The sequence below is a fragment of the Cobetia sp. L2A1 genome, assembly GCF_009796845.1.
GTDB lineage: Bacteria > Pseudomonadota > Gammaproteobacteria > Pseudomonadales > Halomonadaceae > Cobetia.
On the sequence record NZ_CP047025.1, the window covers coordinates 1,476,153 to 1,499,161 of the forward strand.

Below are 23,009 nucleotides of genomic sequence, written 5' to 3' on the forward strand. Positions count from 1 at the left end.
AGGCTGCTACAGGTTGGCATACCGCTAGACCTTAAAAATAACAAGTTGTTAGACCGATTTTTCATAGGATAGGAGAGCATCATGAAGACCTTGACGACCCTGCTGACAGGCGCTGCCCTAGCCGCCACGCTATCAACGGCGTATGCCGAAGAGATTGTGGTGGGTGGCAAGAACTTCACCGAGCAACAGATCCTCGCGAACATGACAGGACAATATCTGGAAAGCTTGGGCTATGACGTGGAGGAGCGTTCTGGCATGGGCTCTGCCGTGCTGCGTCAGGCTCAGGAGAATGGCCAGATTGACCTCTATTGGGAATACACCGGCACGTCACTGATCAACTACAACGATGTCAGTGAACGTCTGAGTCCGGAGGAGACCTATTCCCGTGTCAAGGAATTGGATGCCAAGAAGGGTCTGGTATGGCTAGTACCTTCCGCGGCCAACAATACCTATGCGCTGGCGATGCGTGAGTCGGATGCCCAGGAGCGTGGCATCGCCTCACTGTCGGACCTCGCGCAGGCGGTCAATGATGACAAGGGACTGACCTTCGCGCTGAACGCCGAATTCTATGCGCGGGATGATGGATGGCGACCACTGCAGAAAGCCTATGACTTCCGTGTCGGGCGCGCCGACGTCAAGCGTATGGATTCCGGTCTGGTCTACCAGGCCCTGCGTGATGGTCAGGTCGATGTCGGTCTGGTGTTCGCCACCGATGGCCGCATTCCGGCGTTCGATTTCACGGTGCTCAAGGATGACAAGGGTTATTTCCCGGCCTATGCCCTGACACCAGTAGTGCGTGAGGAATCTCTCAAGGCCAATCCGGAGCTTGAGGCCCAGATGAATGCCCTGTCTGCCGAGCTCAATGACGACACCATGGCAAGCCTGAACGCGCAGGTCGATGTCGAGAGGAAGTCTGTCGAACAAGTCGCCGAGGACTTTCTTAAGGAACACGGCCTCAAGTGACACTCGGCAGCGCTTAAGTCCGAGCGCAGCGATGTCATGACAAGGCCGCCCACGAGGCGGCCTTGTCATGTCTGACGGCTCACTTTATACCACTTACGCCTTTCTCTTTATCCCGCAATATTTTAGCCGCCCGCTACAGTGGAGAAGCCCTATGTCGGTCGTGGATTCCTCGCTTCATGTAACTACCTCCCTCGATACGCACATCGATACGTCTGCTGATATTTCTTCGCTAGTGCATATCCACGAGTATGATCTCACTTGCCTCAGCGTTGATCAGCTTCATCAGGTCAAACGTTGCCTACTGGATCTGTTGGGTGTCGCTGCTGGTGCCACTCGCACGCCTCTGGCAGCCAAGGCAGCGCGTTATGTGACGCGCCAACATGGTGGTGACTTGCCGCTGTTGTTTGCGCATGGCAGTGCCTCTTCCAGTGGCGTTGCCCTGCAGGGCGGCTGGTTGATTGATGCGCTGGATGCCCATGACGGTCAGGTATTGACCAAGGGGCATGCCGGAGTTGCCTTGTTGCCCGGCCTGTTGGCGTTGCCGGAAACCCGCGAGCTTGCCGGGCGTGATTTTCTGGCACTGCTGGCCTATGGCTATGAGATCGCGACGCGGGCAGGAATCGCTTTGCATGCACAGAGCCCGGATTACCATACCTCGGGTGCCTGGAATGCACTGGGTGTGGCTGCGGTGACGGCGCGTCTGCGTGGCTTTGATCGCGAGACTCTGCACCATGCGCTGGGCATCGCCGAGTTCTACGGGCCGCGCAGCCAAATGATGCGTTGTATTGATCATCCCACCATGCTCAAGGATGGCTCCGGCTGGGGAGCCATGACAGGGATCTCGGCAGCGCTGCTGGCGGAGGATGGTTTCACTGGCGCGCCGGCATTGACAGTCACAGCTCCTGCCGTTGCAGAGCTGTGGAAAGACCTCGGTCAGCGACACTACCTGTTCGAGCAATATTTCAAGGCTTATCCGGTGTGTCGCTGGGCGCAGCCTGCGGTAGAGGCGGTGCTGTCGTTGGCTGACGCCGTCCCTGAGCCTGAGCATATCGCGCGTATCGAGATTATTACCTTCCACCAGGGCAAGCGACTGCATGTCATACATCCCCAGACTACCGAACAGGCTCAGTACAGTCTGCCTTGGTCTGTCGCCTGCGCACTTGGGCGTGGTGTCGTGGATGTCGAGGGCGTCTGTGAGGCATTGGGTGATCCATTACTCAAAGCTCTGGCGAGCAAGGTGGTGATTGAGGAAGATGACGTGTTCAATGCTCGCTTCCCCGCCGAGCGCTGGGCCCGCGCGCGTATCGTGCTGGCGAATGATGATGTGCTCGAAAGCGAGGACCACGAGGCGCTGGGCAATCCGGACAAGCCGCTGAGTGATGCTCAGGTGCTGGCCAAATATCAGGCCCTGGCTGAACCCGTGCTGGGCGCGCGAGCGACTCAGTTACGCGATGTCGTGATGAGCCTTGAATCACGCCCGGTATCGGAGCTGCTGGCGCTACTGGGTGCGCCTTGAATCTGGCTGCCGCGGCTGACATTCTTCACGGTGCTTTCCCTTTCTTTTGTCTTCGAGATCATCCAATGCACCATCAAGATCACTTACGCGTTGGCGCGGCACAGATCAACGCCACACTCGGCGATATTGATGCCAACCTTGAGCGTCATCTCGATGTCATTCACCAGGCCCGCGATATCGAGTTGGATCTGCTTGTCTTCCCGGAGCTCTCGTTGACCGGCTACGGTATGGGGAATCGGGTCATTGATCTGGCTTTTCCTCTGCATGATCCACGCTTGCTGATTCTGGCGCGCGCGGCGGACGACATGCAGTTGGTGGTGGGGTTTGTCGAAGAGGCAAGTCCGGGCGAATACTACAATGCGTTGGCGATCTTGCAGCACGGCAGTCTTCAGATGGTGCACCGCAAGCTAAACTTGCCGACCTACGGAGGGCTGGAGGAGGGCAAGCTGTTCACCCACGGCAATGATTTGACTCAATCAAGCGTGCGCGCAGGGTGGTCCGCCACGTCATTGATCTGTGCGGACCTTTGGAATCCGGGGCTGGTGCATGCTGCTATGCTCGCGCGTCCCACCGTGTTGTGCGCGCCGATCAATTCGGCATCTGGCATTGTCAGTGATGACTTCTCCAATGAGCAGAACTGGGCGATCAACCTCCAGTTCTACGCCATGACTTATGGCACACCGGTCATCATGGCCAATCGCTTCGGGCCGGAAGGTGGCAGTCATTTCTGGGGCGGCTCACGGATTCTCGGCCCACGCGGGGAAACGCTGGCACAGGCGGAAGACCGCGAGATGCTGATACATGCCGAACTGTCGCGCACCGCGATCGCCAAGGCTCGTTTCGAGCTGCCGACGCACCGCGACGCTGATACGCCGCTGGTACGTGATTTGATGCTGGGCTATCGCTGATCGGGAGGGCAGCCTGCTGGCGATTAGCGCTGTCAGTAATGCCACTGATGAAGGCAATACGAAAAACGCCCGCTCCAGAGTTCAGGAGCGGGCGTTTTTCGTTCCGGGGCAATTTCAGAACAGGACAATTTGCAGGACGGGTGTGACATGAAAGCCATTGGGGATAACTGGACGGGGTAGCTCAGTTGCTGGCACTCATTCTTTTATCTCGCGGCGAGAACAGTGACGCCTCAGGAAGGAAAGCTGAACTGGGCGGATTCCTGGACACTGCGTTCTGGCCAGCGCTGGGACACGCTTTTGCGTCGAGTATAGAAGCGCACAGCATCTGGGCCATAGGCATGCAGATCGCCGAACAATGAATCCTTCCATCCGCCAAAGCTGTGGAACGCCACCGGTACCGGCAAGGGAACATTGATGCCGACCATACCGACTTCTATCTTGTCGGCGAATCTCCGTCCAGCTTCTCCGTCTCGGGTGAAGAGGCAGGTACCGTTGCCATACTGGTGGTCGTTGATCAGTGTGATGGCATCTTCGAAGCTTGCCACTCGTACCACGCACAGTACCGGACCGAAGATTTCGTCGCGGTAGATGCTCATCTCGGGCGTGACTCGATCAAACAGTGTCGCCCCCATGAAGTAGCCGGGTGAGCTGGAGACTAGTGAGTGAGTTCGCCCATCCACTACCAAGTGTGCACCCGCGGTAGCTCCTGCCTCGATATAGCCAGCGACCTTGTCGCGCTGTGAGGCATTGATCAGAGCTCCCATGTCGTGACCTGGCTCGGTGCCCGGGCCGATGCTCAGTGCACGTGCCTGTGGGGCGAGGCGTTCAATCAGCGCATCCGCTGTGTCATCCCCCACACAGACTGCGACAGAGATGGCCATGCAGCGTTCACCGGCGCTGCCGAAGGCTGCACCAATCAACGTGCTGGCGGCGTTGTCAAGATCGGCATCCGGTAGCACCACAGCATGATTCTTGGCGCCCCCCAGTGCTTGGATGCGCTTGCCCTGGCGTGTACCTCCTTCATAAATGCTGCGCGCCACGGGGGTCGAGCCCACAAAGCTCATCGCCTTGACCTCCGGTGCAGCGATCAGTGCCTCGACTGCCTGGCGATCACCGTGCACCACGCTGAAGAGACCTGCAGGCAGGCCAGCCTCTTGAAGCAGAAGGGCCATCTTGTTGGCCGCCGACGGGCTCTGTTCTGAAGGCTTGAGGATGAAGGCATTTCCACAGGCGAGTGCCATGGGGAACATCCATAGCGGTACCATGGCCGGGAAGTTGAACGGTGTGATGCCAGCCACGATTCCCAGCGGCTGATGGTTGGACCAGGTATCGATACTCGGGCCAGCGTTGTGGGAGTATTCGCCCTTGAGCAGTTCCGGCACGCCACACGCATACTCGACATTTTCAATGCCTCGTTTGAGTTCTCCCATTGCATCATCTAGCACTTTGCCGTGTTCTTCGCTGATCAGCGCACAGATCTCATGGGCATCACGCTCCAATAGCATTTTGAAGCGATACATGACCTGGGCACGTTTGGCGGGTGGCATGTTGCGCCACGCAGGTAAGGCAAGCTGCGCTGCGATGATGGCGCGTTGCACGATGTCGGCATCTGCCAGCGGCAGGCGGCGAACTGCCTCTGCGGTGGCCGGGTTCAGTACGTCTAGAGTGCGATCGCCAGTAACGGCTTCACCACCAATCAGGTGAGTCAGGGTATCCATCAGTCAGATTCCAGCCTTGTATTCAGTCGCGAAAATAGTCGGTGTCATGAAGCGTTAGTCACTCGAAGAGCCGCGCGTGCGTCTCATCAGGCGTTGCCTGTCTAGAACTGACGACCGAGTAGTGCTTCATCAAAGGGATAGCGCGAAATCTTCTCGATGCCGGTATCGGTGATCAGCACTTCTTCTTCCAGTTTGACGCCATCGGCTGCTCCGACTTCGCCAATATAGCTCTCTACCGAGACCACCATGCCGGGTTCCAGCACGCCATCCTTGGAGAAGCGATCAAAGTCCATGTGGTGTGCGACCAGTGGCGTCTCGCCATGCATGCCGACACCATGAATGATCGAAGGATAGCGGCGGTCGAGGAAACGCTCGGGAATCTTCCAGGCGCTCTCAGCGATTTCTCGATAGCTGATGCCGGGTTTGAGTATCGACATGTTGTGATGCACTTGCTCGTGAGCCATCTGATAAAGGGCTTGTTGATAGCCACTGGGCCGACCCGGGCCGACATGGAAGGTGCGTGAGAAGTCGGAGTAGTAGCCATGACAGCCGATAGTGTCGGTATCGAGGGCTACCAGCTCTCCGGGGCGAATCACACGATCACTGGCTTCGTTGAACCACGGATTGGTGCGCGGACCAGATGACAGGAGGCGTGTTTCGATGAACTCCCCGCCCTGGCGAATGACATCACCGTACATGATGGCGAATAGCTCGTTTTCGGTGACGCCGGGCTTGATGGCGGCCTCTACGGCAGCAACGGCAGCTTCGCTACCCGCCATTGACTGTGCGAGACAGGCGATTTCTTCGGGTGTCTTGAGGCGACGGCAATGCAGGGTGTCTTGCATGCAATCGAACACCTCCAGTCCTTGAGCCTCCAGCGAGCGCGCCAGATTCAGGGTGCAGCGATCCAGGCCTACCTTGCGATTACCGCCACCATGCTTCTCGACCAGTTGGGCGATCTCGATGCCGAAGGGGTCGCTCGACAGATTGTCGCGCTGGTTGACGGCTGACCACACCACCTTGGAGGTGCGTGCCTCATCGATAGTCTCGAGCCAGGTCGAGATATGAGCGCTACCGGGATACTCGAAAAGTATCACTGGGCCTTCGAGGGGTACGTAGATGTAACGGGTGGAGTTGCGCAGAAAGTAGCCGAACATGTTGCGCGAGCCAGTGGCATAACGCTGATTGTTGGGATCAAACAGCACTACGGCGGCATAGCCTTGTTCAGCCATCATGGCGCGCATGCGTGTCAGGCGTCCGCCACGTAGCTTTACGGGATCAAAGGCGGTGGGAATGCTATCCCCATTTCCCATCGGTGCAGAAGGTACTACCGAGAAAGAGGCGGGTTCACTGTCTGTCAGGCGTTCGAAATCGACGATGCTCATGTCAGGTAGACTCACAGTCAAAATGAAAAGGAAGATGAAAAGGTCGCCAAGAAGCTCAGTCAGCTAAGTTGTCGCTGCGCTTCATGCCTTCCTTGAGCAGTTGCTCATGGATAGGTGCCATGCGCCCAAAGATCCGCTGCGCTCGCTCGGGACGCCCAATGAAGCCTGGCTCCTTGGCGTAGGCGAAGATCACGGTATGACGTTCGCGTTCACCACTGACCTGCGTGACGCGATGCAGTGAGTAGCGCCCGAAGAAGATCTGCAGGTCGCCCGGTTTCAGATCGATGGCGGTGAGGCGTGAGCGGTCCCCATCAAGCACCTTCTCGACATCGGCGAAGTTCTCGCTTTCGGGATTACGAATGCCTGCGGCGTATTCGAAGCGGCCTCCCGCATGCGACTTACGGGTCATCATGGTGACGATGAATTCGTTGGTGTCGTAGTGCCAGGGGTGCTGACAGCCATCGCGCAGGACATTGACAACCAGGTCTGCGAGTGGATCTGCGTACTGATGGATCTGCTCCATGCCCACTACGCTTGCGATGAAGTGCTGGAAATCGGGATGCGAGTAGACCTGACGAATCAAAGTATCCGTACCGATGCGATCACCTGCGACAAAGCCATTGGTGCGATCATCGAAACGATTGCGCGGATGGGAGTCGGGCAGTGAGGTATCGCCGTCGCTGTTATAGGGATTGGTTACGGTCTGGTTGTAATGCGCCAGTGGCGACAGACGTTCTGTTTCTTGCTCCAGTCGCATCAGAGCTTCTTGGGGCACGAAGCCCTCCAGCACGACACAACCATCCTGAGCGAGCTGTTCGCGACATTGGCGCATCAGTTCGCGACCACGCGCTTCTTCCAGCTGATGGATGGGATAATGTTCAAGATCTAACAGCCCATCGAGAGAGGTATTACTTTCCTGCCCTTCGATTACGTGCATGCCCAACCTCCTATTTCCTGCTCTCTGAATAACGTAGGAATAGGTTAGGGGGTGTGTTTTGATAATAGAAATGAATGGTCAAGATCAAATGCATTGCGAGGGCTCATAGATCATGGATACCGACTTGCTACGTGCGTTTGTCACGGTTGCCGAATGTGAAGGGTTCAGTGCCGCCGGTAAGGTGCTGCATCGCACACAATCTGCCGTCAGCCTGCAGATCAAGCGGCTGGAGGATCTGATGGGAGGACCTCTGCTATCCCGAACCAGTCGTAGAGTAGAACTTACGGCCTCGGGTGGTCGGCTCTTGCCCTATGCGCGACATATTCTCAAGCTTCAGGATGAAGCTCGGCAGGCGATGGGAGTAGATCGCAAAAGTGAGCTGATACGGCTGGGGACGTCAGAAGAGCAGGCCAGTATCTATCTGCCAGCATTGTTGTCGCGCTTTGCGGCTGACTTTCCTGAGGTACGTCTGGAGGTGACGTGTAATATCAGTGCTTCACTGGTGCATGACTTTCAGGAGGGGCTGTTGGATGCAGTACTTGTCGTGCGGCACGGACCGACACAGACCGGACGCTTGTTGGGACGAGAGCGCATGGTATGGGTGGTGGCCGAGCACCAATCCATCGAGGAGTGGGATGTGCTTCCTCTCGCACTTAATTCGGAAGGCTGTATTTTCCGCGCGCATGCCTTCGCCGCGCTTGGCCGTGAAGACAGGCAATGGGACGTGCGCTATTCCAGTCAGTCTCCGACTGGTATCAATATCCCAGTAAAGGCTGGCTTGGCACTGACGGTCAAGACGCCGCGTAGTGTGCCGCAAGGGTGCCGCATTGTCGGTGATAGTGAAGGCCTGCCGCCGCTTGGGTATGTGGAAATTGAGTTACATCGCTCTCCTGGGCATGTGAGTGATGCCGTGACCGCTTTTTGCAATTATCTGGAATCGATCGTGACGGAAGAAGGAAAACTGGAGAGTTTCGGAAAGCTTAATAAATCTTCAGCGGGTGAGTGTGGTGCCATGAATCTGGAAGCCGAGAGCATTGCGAAAATGATCTGATATACCGTGAACCAATGATTCCGGGCATCAAGGTAGGTGGGAGACTCGCCACTGCAATTGAGGTGTCTTATGACGAGAGAGCGACATGCCTTTACTCCCGAATTCAAACAGGAAGCAGTCAGTCCCGGCACTGTACTGCATCGTTGAGGAGCTGATGTATATATTCGCACTCTCCAACACTCACCCAGTGGCTCCCTTCCGCGAATATATGTCGTGAGCCGCGCCTGTCCCAGCCAAGCGATCCCAGTCTTCCAGCGTTTCACCGTCCTGGGCAATACGCACGTTGGCAGGCAGCAAGGGAGGAGCCACCAGACACTCGGCATCGAGTTCGTGACTGATATGCGTCAGGTAGGCGCGTGGCGGGTTGAGTCGCGCGATGATATCCAGCGCTTGAGTGATGGTGTTGTGATTGCGAGGGGTGGTGAACGCGGCGGGGTGGCTGGAATCCAGTATCACTACATCGGGCTCCCAGCTGCGTAGGAAACGTTCGGTTTCCGGGGGCAGGCCGAGCGTATCAGTGAGATAAGCCAGCCGTGTGCCACCGTCGTCCAGGCAATAGCCAAGTGTCGGTTTCGAGTGATTGAGCGGTACCGGTGTCACCGTCAGGCTATCCAGCTTCAAGGGCTTGAACGGCTTGAGTCCGGACTGAAAGTCCAGAATGCCGGGATTGCGGTAGAGGTCCGCGCAGCCTTGTGGGTCCTTTGGGCCGTAGACAGGAATGCGCTCACCGCACCCCCAGCGCAGATGGAAAAGCCCCTGTACGTGATCAGCATGATAATGGGTGATCAGGATTGCCGCGGGACGCGCGAGCTCACAACTGTGTGCCAGATCCATGCGGCCGGCATCCAGCAGGTAGCGCTTGCCATCGATGCGAACCTCGGCGGAACACGGCCTACGCGTGAGGCTCGTGAAGACGCGGGCCCTGTTGCAGGCTGGGCATTCGCAGCCAAAGCAGGGCACCTGGGCGCTGTCACCGGTGCCTGAAAACCGAAACTCCATCGTAAGCTCTCCTGACCTGCGTTTCCGGCACCGCGATGCGGTGCCGGTCTCTCGTGCCTGCATATCTTGTCGAACCACCGAACGACTGCTGTCTGATGTTCGAGGCGTCAGGCCAGTGTCGCGCCATGCCCTTCGATGATATCGCTCAGTGCCGCGAGGCTTTCCGCGAGCGCTCCACCGTTGTCGATGCTGGCGACATCGGCGCAGGCGCCCATCAGCTCAGCCTGTACCTCCTGATGACGTTCCAGTCGACGTTCGATGTCGTCACACGACTCTCGACCGCGCTGAGTCAGACGCTGACGCAGCACCTCGGTCGAGGCCGTGATCAGCACCGGCACCAGCGCCGCCCCGAAGCGTTGTCGTGCCTGGGGCAATGCCCGTCGGCTGCCGTTGAGCAACACGGTAGCACCACGCGCCAGCCATGCCTCGATTTCCACGCCGATGCCATAGTGCAATCCATGCGCCTGCCACTCGAGGCATAGCACCTCCAGTTCACGGCGCACGGCAAACTCGGTATCACTGAGTGTCACGCATTGCTCATGGGCGCCACTGGCCCTTGTCAGATAGCGATGCGCCACCAGCCAGTCAGGTTGTTGATGGCGGACAGCCTTCAGCAGGCTGTCCTTGCCGACGCCACTGGCGCCCATCAGGTAGATCAAGCGTCCCATCAGTGCACCTGCTTGCCGGCGCTCCAGACGCGCTGCACCAGCGGGTGGCCATCCACCTCACGGACGCGCACAAGATCGGCACGCAGCCCCACCGCGATACGCCCACGGTCTTCAAGTCCTGCCGCTGCCGCCGGATTGCGCGATGCACAGGCCACGGCACGCGGCAGGTCATAGCCGTCTGGCAGTTGAGTGATCCGGAACACGGCATCCAGCAGCGCAGCGGGGTAGTAGTCCGAGGACAGAATGTCGAGCACTCCCAGCGTGACCAGTTCACTCGCGGCGATATTGCCGGAGTGGGAGCCGCCCCGTACCACATTGGGCGCGCCCATCATCACCGCCATGCCGTGCTGGTGAGAGGCACTGGCGGCTTCACGCGTGGTGGGGAACTCGGCGATTCGGGTGCCGTATTCGAGACTTTCCACGACGTGCTCCACGGTCGCATCGTCATGACTGGCCAATGCCAGCCCACGGCTGCGACAGGCCTCGGCGATGGCCTTGCGATTGGCGCTGGAATACTGGGCGCTGAAGGCCTGCTGGCGGACGATGAAGTCTTCCAGGCTGGCATCATCGAAACCGTGCTTGCCCTTGTAGTAGATGCGATAGGCCTCGAGGCTCGCGAACTGGCGTTGCCCCGGCGAGTGGTCCATCAGCGAGACAAGTCCGAGTTCAGGCGTGTCGGCCAGTGATTCAAACCGCGCGAGGGTGTCCGGGTGGCAGACCTCGCAACGCAGGTGCAGGCGATGATCGACCCGCGCCATGCCGCTGCGGTTGATCTCGCTCAGGGCCTCGACCATCTTGTGCAGCGCATCGTGGCGCATGCTCTGATCATCGACATCACCGATGGAGACGGCATCGAATACCGTGGTGATACCGCTGGCCGCCATCTGTGCATCGTGTGCCAGCGCCGCTGAGCGCGCCGGCCATGACACTTTCGGGCGTGGCTGGAAGTACTTTTCCATGTTGTCGGTATGCAGCTCGATCAAGCCGGGGATCAACAGATCACCCTCGCAATCGATGGCCCCTGGCAGAGGGGAGGGCAGTGGGGTCGCGCCTTCCGCGATCGACAGGATCTTGCCGTCTCGAATCACGAGGCTACCGAGCACCACCTCATCGTCGAGTACCAGGCGGGCGTTGGTGAGAATCTGGTCTTGGGAACTCATTGCAGTGACTCCTTGTGGGACGGTGCGGTGGCGGATGATGACTCGGATGAGACGGGCATGGCGGATGAGGCAGGCATCTCGGTACCGCCCAGCATGTGGCCTTCCAGCGGTAGCAGACGATCGGCCACCCGCGTACGTACCTCCTCATCGTGGAAGATGCCCAGCATGGCCGTGCCGCGGGCCTTGGCTTCCTGAATCAGCTCCACCACCACATCGCGATTGGCGCTATCCAGCGAGGCGGTCGGTTCATCCAGCAGCAGCAGGGGATGTTCGGCGATGAAGCCACGAGCGATATTGACGCGTTGCTGTTCGCCCCCCGAGAAGGTGCCCGGTGCCAATGCCCATAGACGCTCGGGCAGATTGAGTCTGGCCAGCAGCGTTTCGGCGCGTTGATGGGCGTCGTGGGTATCACACCCACGGGCCAATAGCGGCTCCATGACGACCTCGCGGGCAGAGACTCGCGGCACCACGCGCAGGAATTGACTGACATAGCCGATCACGTCGCGACGCAACCTGTGCCAGGCCTGGGCAGGCAGGTCTGAGAGCTCCAGCGCACCGTCATCGAAGTGAAGCGTCAACCGGCCGCCGGAGACGCGATAATTGCCGTTGACCATCTTGAGCAGCGTGCTCTTGCCAATACCGCTGCGGCCCGCCAGTACCAGACATTCGCCCGGTGCCAAGCTGAGTGACAGTCCACGCATGACAGCCAATTGCTGGCCGCCCTGTGCATGTAGCACGAAGGTCTTGTCGAGCGACGAGGCGCTCAGAAAGGGGGAGCTGTTGGCGGTCATGATGGCCTCTGGATAAGGGGATCTTGCGCTGAGCAGTGACGCGACGGGTGGCAGATGCCAGGGAGGAATATTCCGCTCATGGCGTCAGCACCGATGACACCAGCAGCTGGGTATAGGGGTGCTGCGGATCGTCGAGGATCTGGTCGGTCAAGCCGGCCTCCACGACACGGCCTTGGCGCATCACCATCAATCGATGGGCCAGCAGGCGTGCCACGGCCAGATCATGAGTCACCAGAATGACGGATAGCCCCAGCTCCCGCGTCAGGGTACGCAGCATGTCGAGCAGACGTGCCTGCACGGACACATCGAGGCCGCCGGTGGGTTCATCCATGAAGACCAGTCGCGGCTGAGTGACCAGGGTGCGCGCGATCTGCAGGCGCTGCTGCATGCCGCCGGAGAAGGTGCGTGGCGCATCATCGATACGGCGCGGGTCAAGCTCCACCCGCTCCATCCAGTCCTGTCCGGCAGCACGTAGATCCCCGTAATGGCGTTGTCCCAATGCCATCAGGCGCTCACCGACATTGGCTCCGGCAGAAACCCCCAGGCGCAAACCATCGCGGGGATTCTGATGCACCAGCCCCCATTCCATGCGCAGTAGCGCTCGGCGACGCGCTTCCCCGATCGCGTAGAGATCGAGACTCTCAGTGGCGCTCCCAGCGGCGGCGCTGGCCTGATGAGTGCTGTGATAGATCACCTGGCCCTCATCGGGTGCTTCCAGGCCTGATAACACGCGCAAGAGCGTCGACTTGCCGGAGCCGGACTCCCCGACAATGCCCAGCACTTCGCCCTGATGCAGGGTGAAGTCGATGTCCTGACAGCCCTGATTAGGGCCATACAGCCGCGTGATGTTACGGGCGTCAAGCAGAGCGGGACGCTTCAGCTGAGGGCGTTTCATGCCACCTCCTCGCGACGGTTCTGGCAGTAATCGGTGTCAGAGCACACGAACATGCGTCCGCCCTGATCATCGGTGATGACTTCATCAAGAAAGCTGTCCGTGGCGCCACATAGTTCACAGGGCGTGTCCCACGCTTGAATCTCGAAGGGGTGATCCTCGAAATCGAGACTCTTGACGCGGGTGTAGGGCGGAATGGCGTAGAGGCGCTTTTCACGTCCCGCCCCGAACAGCATCAAGGCGTCACTCATGTCGAGTTTGGGATTGTCGAACTTGGGGATGGGCGAGGGATCCATCACATAGCGCTCGTCGACCTTGACCGGATAGGCGTAGGTGGTCGCGATATGGCCATGGCGAGCGATATCTTCATAAAGCTTCACGTGCATCACGCCGTATTCCTCAAGGGCATGCATGACACGAGTTTCTTCCTCACTGGGTTCGATGAAGCGCAACGGTTCCGGTATCGGCACCTGATAGACCAGAATCTGGCCCTTGGAGAGCGCTTTTTCAGGAATGCGATGGCGGGTCTGGATCACGCTGGCGGCTTCGGTGCGGGTGGTCGTCTCGACATGGGCGACGCGCTCGAAGAAGGTGCGAATGCTGACGGCATTTGTCGTGTCATCGGCACCCTGATCGATCACCTTGAGGACATCATTCGCGCCCAGGATGCTGGCGGTCAGCTGCATGCCGCCTGTTCCCCAGCCATACGGCATCGGCATCTCGCGCCCTCCAAACGGCACCTGATACCCCGGGATGGCGACCGCCTTCAGCAGGGCGCGGCGAATCATGCGTTTGGTTTGCTCGTCCAGGTAGGCGAAGTTGTAGCCGCTGTACTGGCTGTCTTGACCAGAAGTGTTCATGCCGAGGTCTCCTGTGAACGCCGCGGCGCTGAGGGTGCAGAAGAAGGTGCAGAAGAAGATTCAGAAGAGCTTTCTGACGGGAGTTCTGAAGAGGGCGCAGACAGCGGAGCTGATGCGGTCGTATCTTTCAGCCCAGCATCCATCTCGTGCGCTCTTGCGCTCTCGACTTCATCATCAGTGCCACCGCCACCGCCACCGCCACCGCCACCGCCGTCGCGGGCCGCATGCTCACGGCGCAAGCGACGCAGCAGCTCAAGCTCGGACTGAAAGTCGACGTAATGAGGCAGTTTCAGGTGAGAGACGAAACCGGACGCCTCGACGTTGTCAGCATGCGCCAGTACGAACTCTGGTTGCTGAGCCGGGCTTTCGACGGGCTCGCCCAGCTCCTCGGCGCGCAGTGAACGATCGACCAGCGCCATCGCCATGGTCTTGCGCTCATTGCGGCCAAACGCCAAGCCATAGCCCCGCGTGAATTGCGGTGCTTTCTCACGGCTGCCGCCGAATTGATTGATCATCTGGCATTCGCTGATGATGATCTCCCCGATACACAACGGGCCATCGAAGCCCTCTACCTCGATTTCCACCTCGACTGCCCCTTGGCGAATCTCACCGCTAAAGGGGTGGTTGCGGCCATAGCCCCGCTGAGTGGAATAGCCCAAGGCTAACAAGTAGCCTTCATCACCGCGTGCCAGCATTTGTAGTCGTGTTGCGCGGTCTACCGGAAAGTCAGGTGGATCACGTGTGATGTCATAGGGCATGGCACCGTCATCGACTTCCTGCTCGATCAGACCCTCTGCATCGAGGCTATCGAGAACCTGAGGACAGGCCTCTAGCGCGACCTCGGCGCGTGCTGGTGCGGGGCACTCACCCTCGGCCAGCAGCATAAAGTCGAGCAGGCGGTGGGTGTAGTCGTAGGTGGGGCCAAGCACCTGACCGCCCGGAACATCCTTGAAGGTGGCGCTGATGCGGCGTTCGACTCGCATGTCGGCGGTGCGCAGGGGCACGCTGTCAGCTAGACGCGGCAGGGTGGTGCGGTAGGCGCGCAACAGGAAGACGGCTTCGGTCAGATCGCCGCTGGCCTGCTTCAGCGCCAGTGCCGCAAGGTCAGGGTCATGCAATGAGGCTTCTGCCATGACACGGTCGACCGCGAGTCCGAGTTGTTCGCGGACCTGTTCGACGTCGATTTCGGGTTGATTGCGATCACCACGACGGCGGTCTGCCATCCAGCGATGCGCATTGGCGATGGCTTGCTCGCCTCCTTTGACGGCAACGTACATCAGGCGTGCTCCTCGGTAGCAGTGACGACATCGATCTGAGTGCTGCGGGGGATGGCGATCAGATGCGTATCAGCGGTCAGAATGGCATCGAGCCCCAACGGAAAATGCGCCCGATTGCAGGCCAGTCGCTGCATCAGGGCCTCTGCCTTCACGTCCAGCGCCACCACACGGCTGTCACGGATGCCGGGGCCGCTCAGGCGCCAGTCTCGAGTCGGCAATGGCCCATGTGCCGGGGCGTGAGGGAACCCCTCGGCAGACTTCAAGGTACCCGTTGCCGCCAGTACGACGATCAAGGTGGTGCTGCGATCAGGGTAGGTATCGCTGCCTTCACTGACATTCGGCATGCGCTGACAGCTGTGCGGTGTCACGAGGGCAAAGTCGGCCTCGTCCGCGCATGTCACGATCCGTGCACCGGTGTGAAAGCTGATGGCGGCGGCCAGGCCATCACGGTTGAGCTCATCGGCGATCCAGAGGCGTGACTCGAGATCGCACAGGGCCAGCAGCGTCCCCCATGCCGCGCTGGACAGCGCCACGCCCTGGGGCATCGACGACACTGGAATGTCGTGCACGGTCCCCGGCTCTGACATGGCGCTCAGTAGCTGGCGGAACAGGCGCTGGCTGTGGTGGACGGCATCATCGAGCGCTGGCCAGTCGTGCGGACGCAATTCGCGGGTGGCGACATCGTGTTGAGCTGCATGAGGCATGGTCATTCCCCTCGAACCAGAGTGAAGAAGTCGACGCGGGTCGCTGCGGCTTGTTGAGACTGTGCGTCATGCTCGGCCGCGAGGCGCTGTGTCAGCGGGGCAATCAGGGCATCATCGATCTGGCGTGACCAGCGCGCTTCTCGGGCACACGCATCGATCACCGCGATGAGTTCGGCATGTTCGCGATCTCGCCCGGCTATCCAGCCGTGGCCCAGGGTGCCGCCACTGGACGTGCCGTCGTCGAGCGCGACACTGACGCGGGTGAGGGTCATCTCACCGAGATTGAAGGCATTGCCCGAACCGCCCATGCGGCCCCGGACCATGGCCATGCCGATGTCGGGTCCACGCACACAGCGATGTGAGACGGTGATGTCGAGCCGCGCCCAGCACTCGCGCAGGTGCGCAAGAGGTGTCAGTGCGAGCACGCGGTGACGTTGTGCCGGGGTGACGAGCTCTGATAGAGAGGAGTCAGGAGTCATGATGCGCCTTCGTCGTGGTCAGCCTGATGAAGACCAGAGTCGTGTCGTGGACTCGGGTCATGAGGGAAATCAAAGTGATAGGCGACGCGGTCAGCACGGGCTCGACTGACCGAGACTTCGACCAGACGCCGTTGCTCATCGACGTTGTCACTGGTCAGCACCATCAAGGGCGACAGGTGCGGGCACTGCAGCAGACGGCTGTCATCGCGATCGGCCTGGCTGGCTTCCAGTCGTACCTGAGCGCGGGACAACCGCAGGTGGTAATGCTGGTCGAGTAGTGCCCGTGTCGACCCCCCGCGATAGCGCTCGCACCAGTCCGGCACGCGCGCGGGATCAAACCAGTGGCGCAGGCGCAGCAAGGGCGCGCCATCGACGCTGCGCAGAGTGTCCACGCACAGCAACGATGCATCGTCATCCAGTCCGAAACGCGCGGCGATGCCGGCGGGAGGGCGGAGCAAGCCCTGATCCAGGCAACAGGTGTCGGTGTTGAATCCCAGCTCCGCCAGGTTGTGCGTCACTTTGCTGCCGGCATTGACCATGTAGTCCAGGCGGCGATCAACCACCTGAGTGCCCCAGCCTTGATGGCGCGTCACCATGCCCGCCGCCACCAGCTCATCGAGCGCGCGGCGCACGGTGTGGCGATTGACGCCGAAGCGCTTGGCCAGAGCGGCCTCGCTGGGCAACTGGTCCCCCGCGCTATGCTGGCGACGAATCTCATGCGCCAATTCATTGGCGAGCTGGCGATAGCGCGGCTCGCTTTGGGGCTGTTGACGCGCTTGCTGGCGCTGCTGTTGTTGACGATCAGTCTGACGATTGTATTGCTGACGCTCGGGAGCGGCGACTTGTCTAGACATGTTAGCTCCTGGAGAAAGACCCCTGCATCAGGGCCTCTTCTCATCCTTGTTGATCAATGGGCGCGATCTGATGATCATTCCCTGCAGTCGCTAGATGAAGCGTTTGCGCAGTCGTTGTGAGGCCATGTCCAGTCCGGTCACGGCGACGATGATGACCAGCATGACGGCGGCGGTTTCGGCGTACTGAAAGCCACGCATGGTTTCCCACAGCGCCACTCCGATACCTCCGCCCCCGACCATGCCCAGCACCGTGGCGGAGCGGATGTTCGATTCAAATCGATACAGGCTGACCGAGATCCACAGCGGCAGGACCTGAGGAATCAGTCCGAAGATGATTTCCTCGATGCGCCCGGCCCCCGTCACGCGGATACCTTCTCGGGGGCCGGCATCGCTGGCCTCGACCGCTTCTGAATACAGCTTGGCCAGTACGCCCGTGGTATGGATGAACAGCGCCAAGGTGCCAGCGAAGGGCCCCAGACCCACGGCAACCACGAACAACATGGCAAAGACCAGCTCATTGATGGCGCGACAGGCATCCATCAGGCGGCGCATGGGTTGATAGACCCACCACGGCACCAGGTTTTCGGAGCACAAAAGGCTGCAGGGCACCGCGACGATGATGGCCAGCAATGTGCCCCAGATGGCGATCTGGATCGTGATCAGCATCAGCTCGATGTAATGGCTGAGATTGCCCCAGGTGGGCGGGAAGAAGTCGCCGGCGAGAATGGCCATGTTGTCGGCATTCTCGATCAGCAGTCCCGGGCGCATCTCGGCGCCTTGCCAGGCCCAGCTCAGGACGCTGATGACCACGAACCAACCCAGCAGGGTGGTCCAGCGGCGCGGTGCCGGCAGGGACAAGGAAGGATGTGTGATCGGAGTACTCATCGTGTCTCTCTCAGAGGCGTTCACCCGCGGGTGTCGGCAGTCGCTGTCGTCATCGTGATGATCAGGCGGAGCGAGCATCTCTCGCTCATGGGTCGCTCATGGGTCGCCCCGCCTGACAGGGATGCAATGCTTAGCCCGCGACGGCTGCTTGCTCAGCCTTGGCATCAGCCGTCTTGTTGTCAGACGCTTGGGTATCAGCCGCCTTGATTTCCTTCATGCGCATGTCGAGTGCTTCAAGCTGTGTGTCCAGCGCGGCCAGCTTTTCCTTGCGGTCGTCGTCTGACATACCCTCGTCCTTGGCGACTTCGGCGCGCTGCTTGAAGAGGGCCAGCTGGCGAATCGGCAGCAGCTGGTCGTTGTCCGACTTGACGAATCCGGCCCACTGCAGCGGCGTGAGCACGGCCTGTTCTTCCGGGCTATCGCCATAGTTGAGGAAGAAATCACGCAGGTGGGTCTTGGTGTCTTCCGCCAGATTGGTGCGCCATACCAGTGGATCAGAGGGGATAAGCGGGGACTTCCAGACAACACGAAGCTGCGCGGCCTTCTCGGGTGCCGTGATCTCCAGGCGCTCCATGCCTTCGCTGTTGAAGGTGGCAACATCCACCTGCTTGTTGGCGACTGACAGCGCGTTGGTCTCGTGGCTGGAATTCAGGGTGCGTTTGAAAGCGGTGGACGCATCGATTCCGTTCTTGGCAAACACGTAATAGCCCGGGACCAGATAGCCGGAGGTGGAATTCGGATCGCCGTTGCCAAAGATCAGGTCAGGCGCATTTTTCAATACGTCATCGATGTCGTGTAGATCACTGTCACGATTGACGATCATCAGGCTCCAATATCCCTGCTTGCCGCCTTCTGCCACGGTCTGGGCAAAGATTTCACCACCGGCACGATCCACGGCTTCCATGGCTGACTTGTTGCCGTACCAGGCGATGTCGATCTGATTGAAGCGCATGGCTTGAATCACCGCGGCGTAATCCGTGGCGAAGAATGGCTCGACCTTCATGCCGAGGGACTTTGACATGTCAGCCAGGAAGGGCTTCCACAGCGGCTGCTGGTTCTGGCTCGATTCAGTGGAAATGATGCCGAACTTGAGCGTCTCGGCGGCAGCGGCCAACTGGGCACCAGCGGCCAGACCGAGACCTACGATCAGCGGAAGGGTCAGACGACGAAAGGAAGCGAAAGCCATGGGGGAGTCTCCAAGAGGCAAGCAGTGGATCGAGCAATGGGGGAATGAAGCGCTGGTCTTGAGATGGACTGGTCCATAAAAGTGCTGGTCAACAAGTAGTGCTGGTCATGGAAGTGCTGGTTCACACCATGGCCGGTGCGACTTTTCGGGGCGCCGTGTTCTTGACTGCGCTGAGGGCAGGCGTTGTTGCCGAAGGCTCACCCGCGCGGAGTTCATCGAGCCCGGCATTTTCATAAAGTGCCTGCAGACGCTCGTCCGTCAGCTCGCCAATGGCGCCGTCGAAGTAGAGACGGCCATCTTTCAGTGCAATGGCGCGATGACAGTAGCGGCGGGCGACATCGACTTGATGCAGTGTGATGACGACGGTACGACCATCCTCGGCATGGATACGACTCAGAATCTCCATCACCTCGCGGGCGCTGCGCGGATCAAGCGAGGCGATGGGCTCATCGGCCAGGATTACCTCGGCGTCCTGCATCAACACCCGCGCGATGGCGACGCGCTGCATCTGGCCACCTGACAGGGTATTGGCCCGCTGATGGACCATTTCTTCCAGCCCGACGCGTGCCAGGCAGGCGAGGGCGCGTTGACGCTCCTCATCGGTGAAGCGGCCCAGTAGCGAGCGCAGACGCGGCATGCTGCCCAGCGTGCCGATCAGCACGTTGGTCAAGACGCTCAAGCGGCCGACCAGGTTGAATTGCTGGAAGATATAACCCGTGCGGCAACGCTCACTCCGGCGGGCACGACGCAGTCGTCCGGCACTCTGGATTTCACGTTCCATCAGTGTGACGCGCCCACCGCTGTGACGGTTGGCGCAGGTCAAGCCAACCAGGTGACGCAGCAGCGTGGACTTGCCAGACCCCGAAGGGCCGATAAGGGCCACCATCTCGCCGGGAATGACACGAAAGCTCACGTCGTCGAGCACCTGGCGGTGTTCGAAAGACTTGTTCAGGCTCTCGACAGTAATCGTGGGAATGCTCATGACGCCTCTCCTCTGGGGATGGCATCAGTGTGACGGGAGAAGATGAATGGCAGTTGTCTAGACAATGTCAGTTTGATGATGATCGTGGCTCAGCATCTGGCTGACAAAGAGATGTAGCTGATAACAATTCATTTAAAATCAATAACTTATTATTTAGCGAAACAGTAATGACATATCAGTGCCATCAAAATGCCATCTGGGGTCGTAGGTTCTTGGTCGTGTTGTCAGGTTATGGATTTAGCTGGCAGGATGAAATTGTTGCGCTTTACTCGAAGCTTCAGATCCACGGTATATCGACCCATGCACTGTCACTAATGACATCTCTCCCCATCATCGGGAGTAAGTGATGTTGATAGGTAGAGAAGGACACCTCGTTAAGTAGACGCTGATGGGGTAGCTCGTCAGTATCTAGCGAATTTTATGCTCGTTAGCTTCAGGAGGTCGCAGTGTGGCACTGACGGATGAAGGACGTGGCTTTGTCGCACGTGTGAGGAAAGGTTTGTAGCTGCTTGAGAGTGCAGAAGAGGCGCTGGAGCTTTCGGCCACGGATGACATCATCAACTTGCTTGAGCAACGTACCGATGTTGCCATTCGTATCGGAGAACTGGATGACTCCACGCTGCATGCCCAGGTGCTGGGGCGTTCGCCCTTGCACTTGGTCGCAAGCCCTGCGTACCTGATCGAGCATGGGGCGCCGTCGAGCATCTCCACCTTGCAGGCTCACCGTCTGCTGGGCTTCATGCCGCCCAGTCGCTTGAATCGTTGGCCGCTCAAGGGCGCTGCACACGGGTTTGAGGCGACACCGTTCCTACCGACAACCAGTGGAGAAGTCATGCGTCATCTGTGTCTCGCAGGCCACGGCATCGCCATGATCTCGCGTTTCATGCTCGGTGATGACCTCGAGTCCGGGGCGCTGGTGGAAGTGCTGCCCGGAGAGATTCAAAGTCCCAATGCTCGTGAGCAGGTACAGGCGGTTTACTATCGAAATAGCACGTTGTCCCCGCGTATTGGCGCGTTCCTGGACTTTATTAGCCCGCGATTAACGCTTTAAGTGTTGCGAGAAGTGCGTTGGCACCCAGAATATCGCCATTGTCAGCGTATTATTAAAGGTGTGTTCGGTGATTAGTTGCTACTATATTGCAGAGCCTCTTGACACGGATGTGAATAGGGATTCAGGGAATAGCTAATGATAGCCAAGGAAAAAGACGCCTATAGCGGCGATGATGAGCGTGCCAAGTATGGCCATCGACAGGAGGAAGATGTTGCATTTCACCTGCGTCGCGCATTCGGGAATGAGTCGGACGTCGTGATATTCAACGATTTGCGTCTGAAGTATGAAGATGAGAATGCTCAGATTGATCACCTGATCATGCACCCCTTTGGCTTCATCATCATTGAATCGAAGAGCATTAGCGGCGAAGTGAGAGTCAACGCGACTGGCGAGTGGCAGCGTAGTTACAGAGACAATTGGATGGGGCTTAAGTCTCCATTGCGTCAGGCGGAGTTGCAGCAGGACATTCTCAAGCGCTTGTTGAACAATAATCGTACTCAATTGATGAGCAAGATATTAGGCCTGCAGGGTGGTTTTTCCGGCCGGCACTGGAAGGTGCTTTGTGCGCTATCAAGCAATGCCATTGTGCATCGCGAGGAAATGTCAAAGGCACTATCTGCGCAGGTGGTCAAACCTGAGTTTCTGCATGATCAGATAAATAATTTGATTGGTTCCCGCTCGAAGATGAAGCGTACTTTGATCTTCGATACGCGACCGGAATTCTCTGCAGATGAGCACGCCCGTATTACAGAATTTCTGCTCAAGCAGGATGCCCGATCTCGGCGTGCCTACACCATCGAGAGTGTACGAAACGAGATTTCTGGCCGATCAACAGATAAGCAACAATCGGTATCTTCTATGCTGGCATCCGCCGCTCAAAAAGAAGTACCTATAGAGCAAACTGTAGGTGCAAAGTCTACAGTCCCTGTCCAACAGACTGCTGTATCGCTTGAGCAACGCTTTCAGCCGTTGGACCAGTCGCAGCGCAGTGATCGCCTGGAAGGTATTGGTGAAACTCGAGATGAGTGCTTGGTTGTCTCTACGGCTGTTTCGGAATCTGATGCGATGGGGGTGCCTCCCATCATGACAGAGCATCCCGCTGAAATGACGGCAACGCTTGCGGTGCCTGATCCTGAGCTATCCGCTGCCCCTACTGTTACCCAGGAAGTGTTGATTTCCTGTCGTCAGTGCAAGCAGGATAAAGCACTTATGGGGTGCTATGGAAAGTTTGGTTATTACGTTAAATGTCGTGATTGTAGTGTTAATACTTCCATGAAGCAGGGGTGCCCTGCGTGCTGTCACAGTAGTGTGCGAATTAGCAAGGCGGGAGTCATCTATCGCGGCCACTGCCCGGAATGTACACACGAGTTTGTTATCTTTCGACAGATGAATTGAGCCGCATAACAAGAGGGTTATATCTCTGGTGTTACCACTTTCGCCTGATCAGATTAAGATCGCTTATTTCGCTATTGTGGCTTGATGTTCTAAGCAGTTGAGCAGTACTGGTCGTGATCGTGCTGATTCAGGCAGTGAAAGAATCGCATATGATCGAGTCACTATCGCGCGCTTTTGGGTCCATACAGCATTGCTCCCGAGTGGCTGAGTGAAACTAGTAGGTAGATCAATATTGGTGGGGGTCGCTCGGAGGGCATACGTGAAGCTCAACTTATCAATGACAGGCGCGGTTCGCACGTAGAGTGCCTCGGCTCCTCTTGCTCGTAAACATGAACGCTGTTGAATACT

Annotated in this window: 22 protein-coding genes; 6 read left to right on the forward strand and 16 right to left on the reverse strand. The window is 58.7% G+C overall.

The window, feature by feature from the left end:
• Positions 1 to 81: 81 nt before the first annotated feature.
• From GQR90_RS06390 to GQR90_RS06400, 3 genes are all read left to right on the forward strand, one after another.
• On the forward strand, positions 82 to 963 hold the full coding sequence (locus tag GQR90_RS06390; protein WP_158773377.1) for a glycine betaine ABC transporter substrate-binding protein: 882 nt from the start codon (positions 82 to 84) through the stop codon (positions 961 to 963).
• Positions 964 to 1,114: 151 nt separating this feature from the next.
• Positions 1,115 to 2,479 (forward strand): MmgE/PrpD family protein, encoded by a 1,365-nt coding sequence (locus GQR90_RS06395; protein ID WP_158773378.1) that lies wholly within the window; start codon positions 1,115 to 1,117, stop codon positions 2,477 to 2,479.
• 65 nt (positions 2,480 to 2,544) lie between these two features.
• Complete coding sequence (locus GQR90_RS06400) at positions 2,545 to 3,387, forward strand: nitrilase-related carbon-nitrogen hydrolase (protein WP_158773379.1); 843 nt, start codon at positions 2,545 to 2,547, stop codon at positions 3,385 to 3,387.
• 230 nt (positions 3,388 to 3,617) lie between these two features.
• On the opposite strand, the gene GQR90_RS06405 is transcribed toward GQR90_RS06400, so the two are convergent.
• From GQR90_RS06405 to GQR90_RS06415, 3 genes are all read right to left on the reverse strand, one after another.
• Positions 3,618 to 5,105 (reverse strand): CoA-acylating methylmalonate-semialdehyde dehydrogenase, encoded by a 1,488-nt coding sequence (locus GQR90_RS06405; protein WP_158773380.1) that lies wholly within the window; start codon positions 5,103 to 5,105, stop codon positions 3,618 to 3,620.
• 101 nt (positions 5,106 to 5,206) lie between these two features.
• Complete coding sequence (locus GQR90_RS06410) at positions 5,207 to 6,490, reverse strand: M24 family metallopeptidase (protein ID WP_088743453.1); 1,284 nt, start codon at positions 6,488 to 6,490, stop codon at positions 5,207 to 5,209.
• A gap of 55 nt (positions 6,491 to 6,545) precedes the next feature.
• A complete protein-coding gene (locus GQR90_RS06415; RefSeq protein ID WP_158773381.1) occupies positions 6,546 to 7,427 on the reverse strand; it encodes a HalD/BesD family halogenase in 882 nt (293 codons plus the stop codon).
• A gap of 112 nt (positions 7,428 to 7,539) precedes the next feature.
• On the opposite strand from GQR90_RS06415, the gene GQR90_RS06420 reads away from it, so the two are divergent.
• Positions 7,540 to 8,478, forward strand: coding sequence for a LysR family transcriptional regulator (locus tag GQR90_RS06420; RefSeq protein WP_158773382.1), 939 nt, complete (start codon positions 7,540 to 7,542; stop codon positions 8,476 to 8,478).
• 180 nt (positions 8,479 to 8,658) lie between these two features.
• Here GQR90_RS06420 and phnP read toward each other — a convergent pair whose 3' ends face one another.
• From phnP to phnC, 13 genes are all read right to left on the reverse strand, one after another.
• Positions 8,659 to 9,477: a phosphonate metabolism protein PhnP gene (gene phnP / locus GQR90_RS06425; RefSeq protein WP_158773383.1), complete on the reverse strand. Its 819-nt coding sequence runs from the start codon at positions 9,475 to 9,477 to the stop codon at positions 8,659 to 8,661.
• A 107-nt stretch (positions 9,478 to 9,584) separates the two neighbouring features.
• The gene (gene phnN, locus GQR90_RS06430; RefSeq protein WP_158773384.1) at positions 9,585 to 10,145 is read right to left on the reverse strand and encodes a ribose 1,5-bisphosphokinase; all 561 of its coding nucleotides are present in this window, start codon (positions 10,143 to 10,145) and stop codon (positions 9,585 to 9,587) included.
• Complete coding sequence (locus GQR90_RS06435; protein WP_035158730.1) at positions 10,145 to 11,305, reverse strand: alpha-D-ribose 1-methylphosphonate 5-triphosphate diphosphatase; 1,161 nt, start codon at positions 11,303 to 11,305, stop codon at positions 10,145 to 10,147. The genes phnN and GQR90_RS06435 overlap by 1 nt, the downstream gene beginning before the upstream one ends.
• Positions 11,302 to 12,096 (reverse strand): phosphonate C-P lyase system protein PhnL, encoded by a 795-nt coding sequence (gene phnL / locus GQR90_RS06440; protein WP_088743447.1) that lies wholly within the window; start codon positions 12,094 to 12,096, stop codon positions 11,302 to 11,304. Before phnL ends, GQR90_RS06435 begins: the two co-directional genes overlap by 4 nt.
• Before the next feature lie 76 nt (positions 12,097 to 12,172).
• Complete coding sequence (phnK, locus tag GQR90_RS06445) at positions 12,173 to 12,991, reverse strand: phosphonate C-P lyase system protein PhnK (protein WP_158773385.1); 819 nt, start codon at positions 12,989 to 12,991, stop codon at positions 12,173 to 12,175.
• Positions 12,988 to 13,848, reverse strand: a complete 861-nt coding sequence (locus GQR90_RS06450; protein WP_158773386.1) for an alpha-D-ribose 1-methylphosphonate 5-phosphate C-P-lyase PhnJ — start codon at positions 13,846 to 13,848, stop codon at positions 12,988 to 12,990. The genes phnK and GQR90_RS06450 overlap by 4 nt, the downstream gene beginning before the upstream one ends.
• Positions 13,845 to 15,125 carry a carbon-phosphorus lyase complex subunit PhnI gene (locus tag GQR90_RS06455; RefSeq protein WP_325064292.1) on the reverse strand — a complete coding sequence of 427 codons (1,281 nt, stop codon included), beginning with the start codon at positions 15,123 to 15,125 and terminating at the stop codon, positions 13,845 to 13,847. The genes GQR90_RS06450 and GQR90_RS06455 overlap by 4 nt, the downstream gene beginning before the upstream one ends.
• Complete coding sequence (gene phnH, locus GQR90_RS06460) at positions 15,125 to 15,829, reverse strand: phosphonate C-P lyase system protein PhnH (RefSeq protein ID WP_051510672.1); 705 nt, start codon at positions 15,827 to 15,829, stop codon at positions 15,125 to 15,127. Before phnH ends, GQR90_RS06455 begins: the two co-directional genes overlap by 1 nt.
• 2 nt (positions 15,830 to 15,831) lie before the next feature.
• Positions 15,832 to 16,308 (reverse strand): phosphonate C-P lyase system protein PhnG, encoded by a 477-nt coding sequence (gene phnG, locus GQR90_RS06465; RefSeq protein WP_158773387.1) that lies wholly within the window; start codon positions 16,306 to 16,308, stop codon positions 15,832 to 15,834.
• Complete coding sequence (gene phnF / locus GQR90_RS06470; RefSeq protein WP_158773388.1) at positions 16,305 to 17,162, reverse strand: phosphonate metabolism transcriptional regulator PhnF; 858 nt, start codon at positions 17,160 to 17,162, stop codon at positions 16,305 to 16,307. The genes phnG and phnF overlap by 4 nt, the downstream gene beginning before the upstream one ends.
• A 90-nt stretch (positions 17,163 to 17,252) precedes the next feature.
• Complete coding sequence (gene phnE, locus GQR90_RS06475; protein ID WP_088743516.1) at positions 17,253 to 18,047, reverse strand: phosphonate ABC transporter, permease protein PhnE; 795 nt, start codon at positions 18,045 to 18,047, stop codon at positions 17,253 to 17,255.
• A 130-nt stretch (positions 18,048 to 18,177) separates the two neighbouring features.
• Positions 18,178 to 19,233, reverse strand: a complete 1,056-nt coding sequence (gene phnD / locus GQR90_RS06480; RefSeq protein WP_144727879.1) for a phosphonate ABC transporter substrate-binding protein — start codon at positions 19,231 to 19,233, stop codon at positions 18,178 to 18,180.
• Positions 19,234 to 19,354: 121 nt separating this feature from the next.
• On the reverse strand, positions 19,355 to 20,215 hold the full coding sequence (gene phnC / locus GQR90_RS06485) for a phosphonate ABC transporter ATP-binding protein (protein WP_158773389.1): 861 nt from the start codon (positions 20,213 to 20,215) through the stop codon (positions 19,355 to 19,357).
• A gap of 529 nt (positions 20,216 to 20,744) precedes the next feature.
• On the opposite strand from phnC, the gene GQR90_RS06490 reads away from it, so the two are divergent.
• Together GQR90_RS06490 and GQR90_RS06495 are read left to right on the forward strand one after the other, a co-directional pair.
• Positions 20,745 to 21,266, forward strand: a complete 522-nt coding sequence (locus tag GQR90_RS06490; RefSeq protein ID WP_267902053.1) for a LysR substrate-binding domain-containing protein — start codon at positions 20,745 to 20,747, stop codon at positions 21,264 to 21,266.
• A gap of 135 nt (positions 21,267 to 21,401) precedes the next feature.
• On the forward strand, positions 21,402 to 22,661 hold the full coding sequence (locus tag GQR90_RS06495; RefSeq protein WP_158773390.1) for a nuclease-related domain-containing protein: 1,260 nt from the start codon (positions 21,402 to 21,404) through the stop codon (positions 22,659 to 22,661).
• The last annotated feature ends 348 nt before the right edge of the window (positions 22,662 to 23,009 follow it).

Bases quoted from the DNA above. Each gene is read 5' to 3' on its own strand.
- phnP (WP_158773383.1), bottom strand. From the start codon at position 9,477: ATGGAGTTTCGGTTTTCAGGCACCGGTGACAGCGCCCAGGTGCCCTGC.
- phnH (WP_051510672.1), bottom strand. From the start codon at position 15,829: ATGCCTCATGCAGCTCAACACGATGTCGCCACCCGCGAATTGCGTCCG.
- phnN (WP_158773384.1), bottom strand. From the start codon at position 10,145: ATGGGACGCTTGATCTACCTGATGGGCGCCAGTGGCGTCGGCAAGGAC.
- GQR90_RS06495 (WP_158773390.1), top strand. From the start codon at position 21,402: ATGATAGCCAAGGAAAAAGACGCCTATAGCGGCGATGATGAGCGTGCC.
- GQR90_RS06435 (WP_035158730.1), bottom strand. From the start codon at position 11,305: ATGAGTTCCCAAGACCAGATTCTCACCAACGCCCGCCTGGTACTCGAC.
- phnG (WP_158773387.1), bottom strand. From the start codon at position 16,308: ATGACTCCTGACTCCTCTCTATCAGAGCTCGTCACCCCGGCACAACGT.
- GQR90_RS06455 (WP_325064292.1), bottom strand. From the start codon at position 15,125: ATGTACGTTGCCGTCAAAGGAGGCGAGCAAGCCATCGCCAATGCGCAT.
- phnE (WP_088743516.1), bottom strand. From the start codon at position 18,047: ATGAGTACTCCGATCACACATCCTTCCTTGTCCCTGCCGGCACCGCGC.
- GQR90_RS06405 (WP_158773380.1), bottom strand. From the start codon at position 5,105: ATGGATACCCTGACTCACCTGATTGGTGGTGAAGCCGTTACTGGCGAT.
- phnL (WP_088743447.1), bottom strand. From the start codon at position 12,096: ATGACCGCCAACAGCTCCCCCTTTCTGAGCGCCTCGTCGCTCGACAAG.
- GQR90_RS06415 (WP_158773381.1), bottom strand. From the start codon at position 7,427: ATGCACGTAATCGAAGGGCAGGAAAGTAATACCTCTCTCGATGGGCTG.
- GQR90_RS06450 (WP_158773386.1), bottom strand. From the start codon at position 13,848: ATGAACACTTCTGGTCAAGACAGCCAGTACAGCGGCTACAACTTCGCC.
- GQR90_RS06400 (WP_158773379.1), top strand. From the start codon at position 2,545: ATGCACCATCAAGATCACTTACGCGTTGGCGCGGCACAGATCAACGCC.
- phnD (WP_144727879.1), bottom strand. From the start codon at position 19,233: ATGGCTTTCGCTTCCTTTCGTCGTCTGACCCTTCCGCTGATCGTAGGT.
- GQR90_RS06410 (WP_088743453.1), bottom strand. From the start codon at position 6,490: ATGAGCATCGTCGATTTCGAACGCCTGACAGACAGTGAACCCGCCTCT.
- phnK (WP_158773385.1), bottom strand. From the start codon at position 12,991: ATGAAACGCCCTCAGCTGAAGCGTCCCGCTCTGCTTGACGCCCGTAAC.
- GQR90_RS06420 (WP_158773382.1), top strand. From the start codon at position 7,540: ATGGATACCGACTTGCTACGTGCGTTTGTCACGGTTGCCGAATGTGAA.
- phnF (WP_158773388.1), bottom strand. From the start codon at position 17,162: ATGTCTAGACAAGTCGCCGCTCCCGAGCGTCAGCAATACAATCGTCAG.
- phnC (WP_158773389.1), bottom strand. From the start codon at position 20,215: ATGAGCATTCCCACGATTACTGTCGAGAGCCTGAACAAGTCTTTCGAA.
- GQR90_RS06395 (WP_158773378.1), top strand. From the start codon at position 1,115: ATGTCGGTCGTGGATTCCTCGCTTCATGTAACTACCTCCCTCGATACG.
- GQR90_RS06390 (WP_158773377.1), top strand. From the start codon at position 82: ATGAAGACCTTGACGACCCTGCTGACAGGCGCTGCCCTAGCCGCCACG.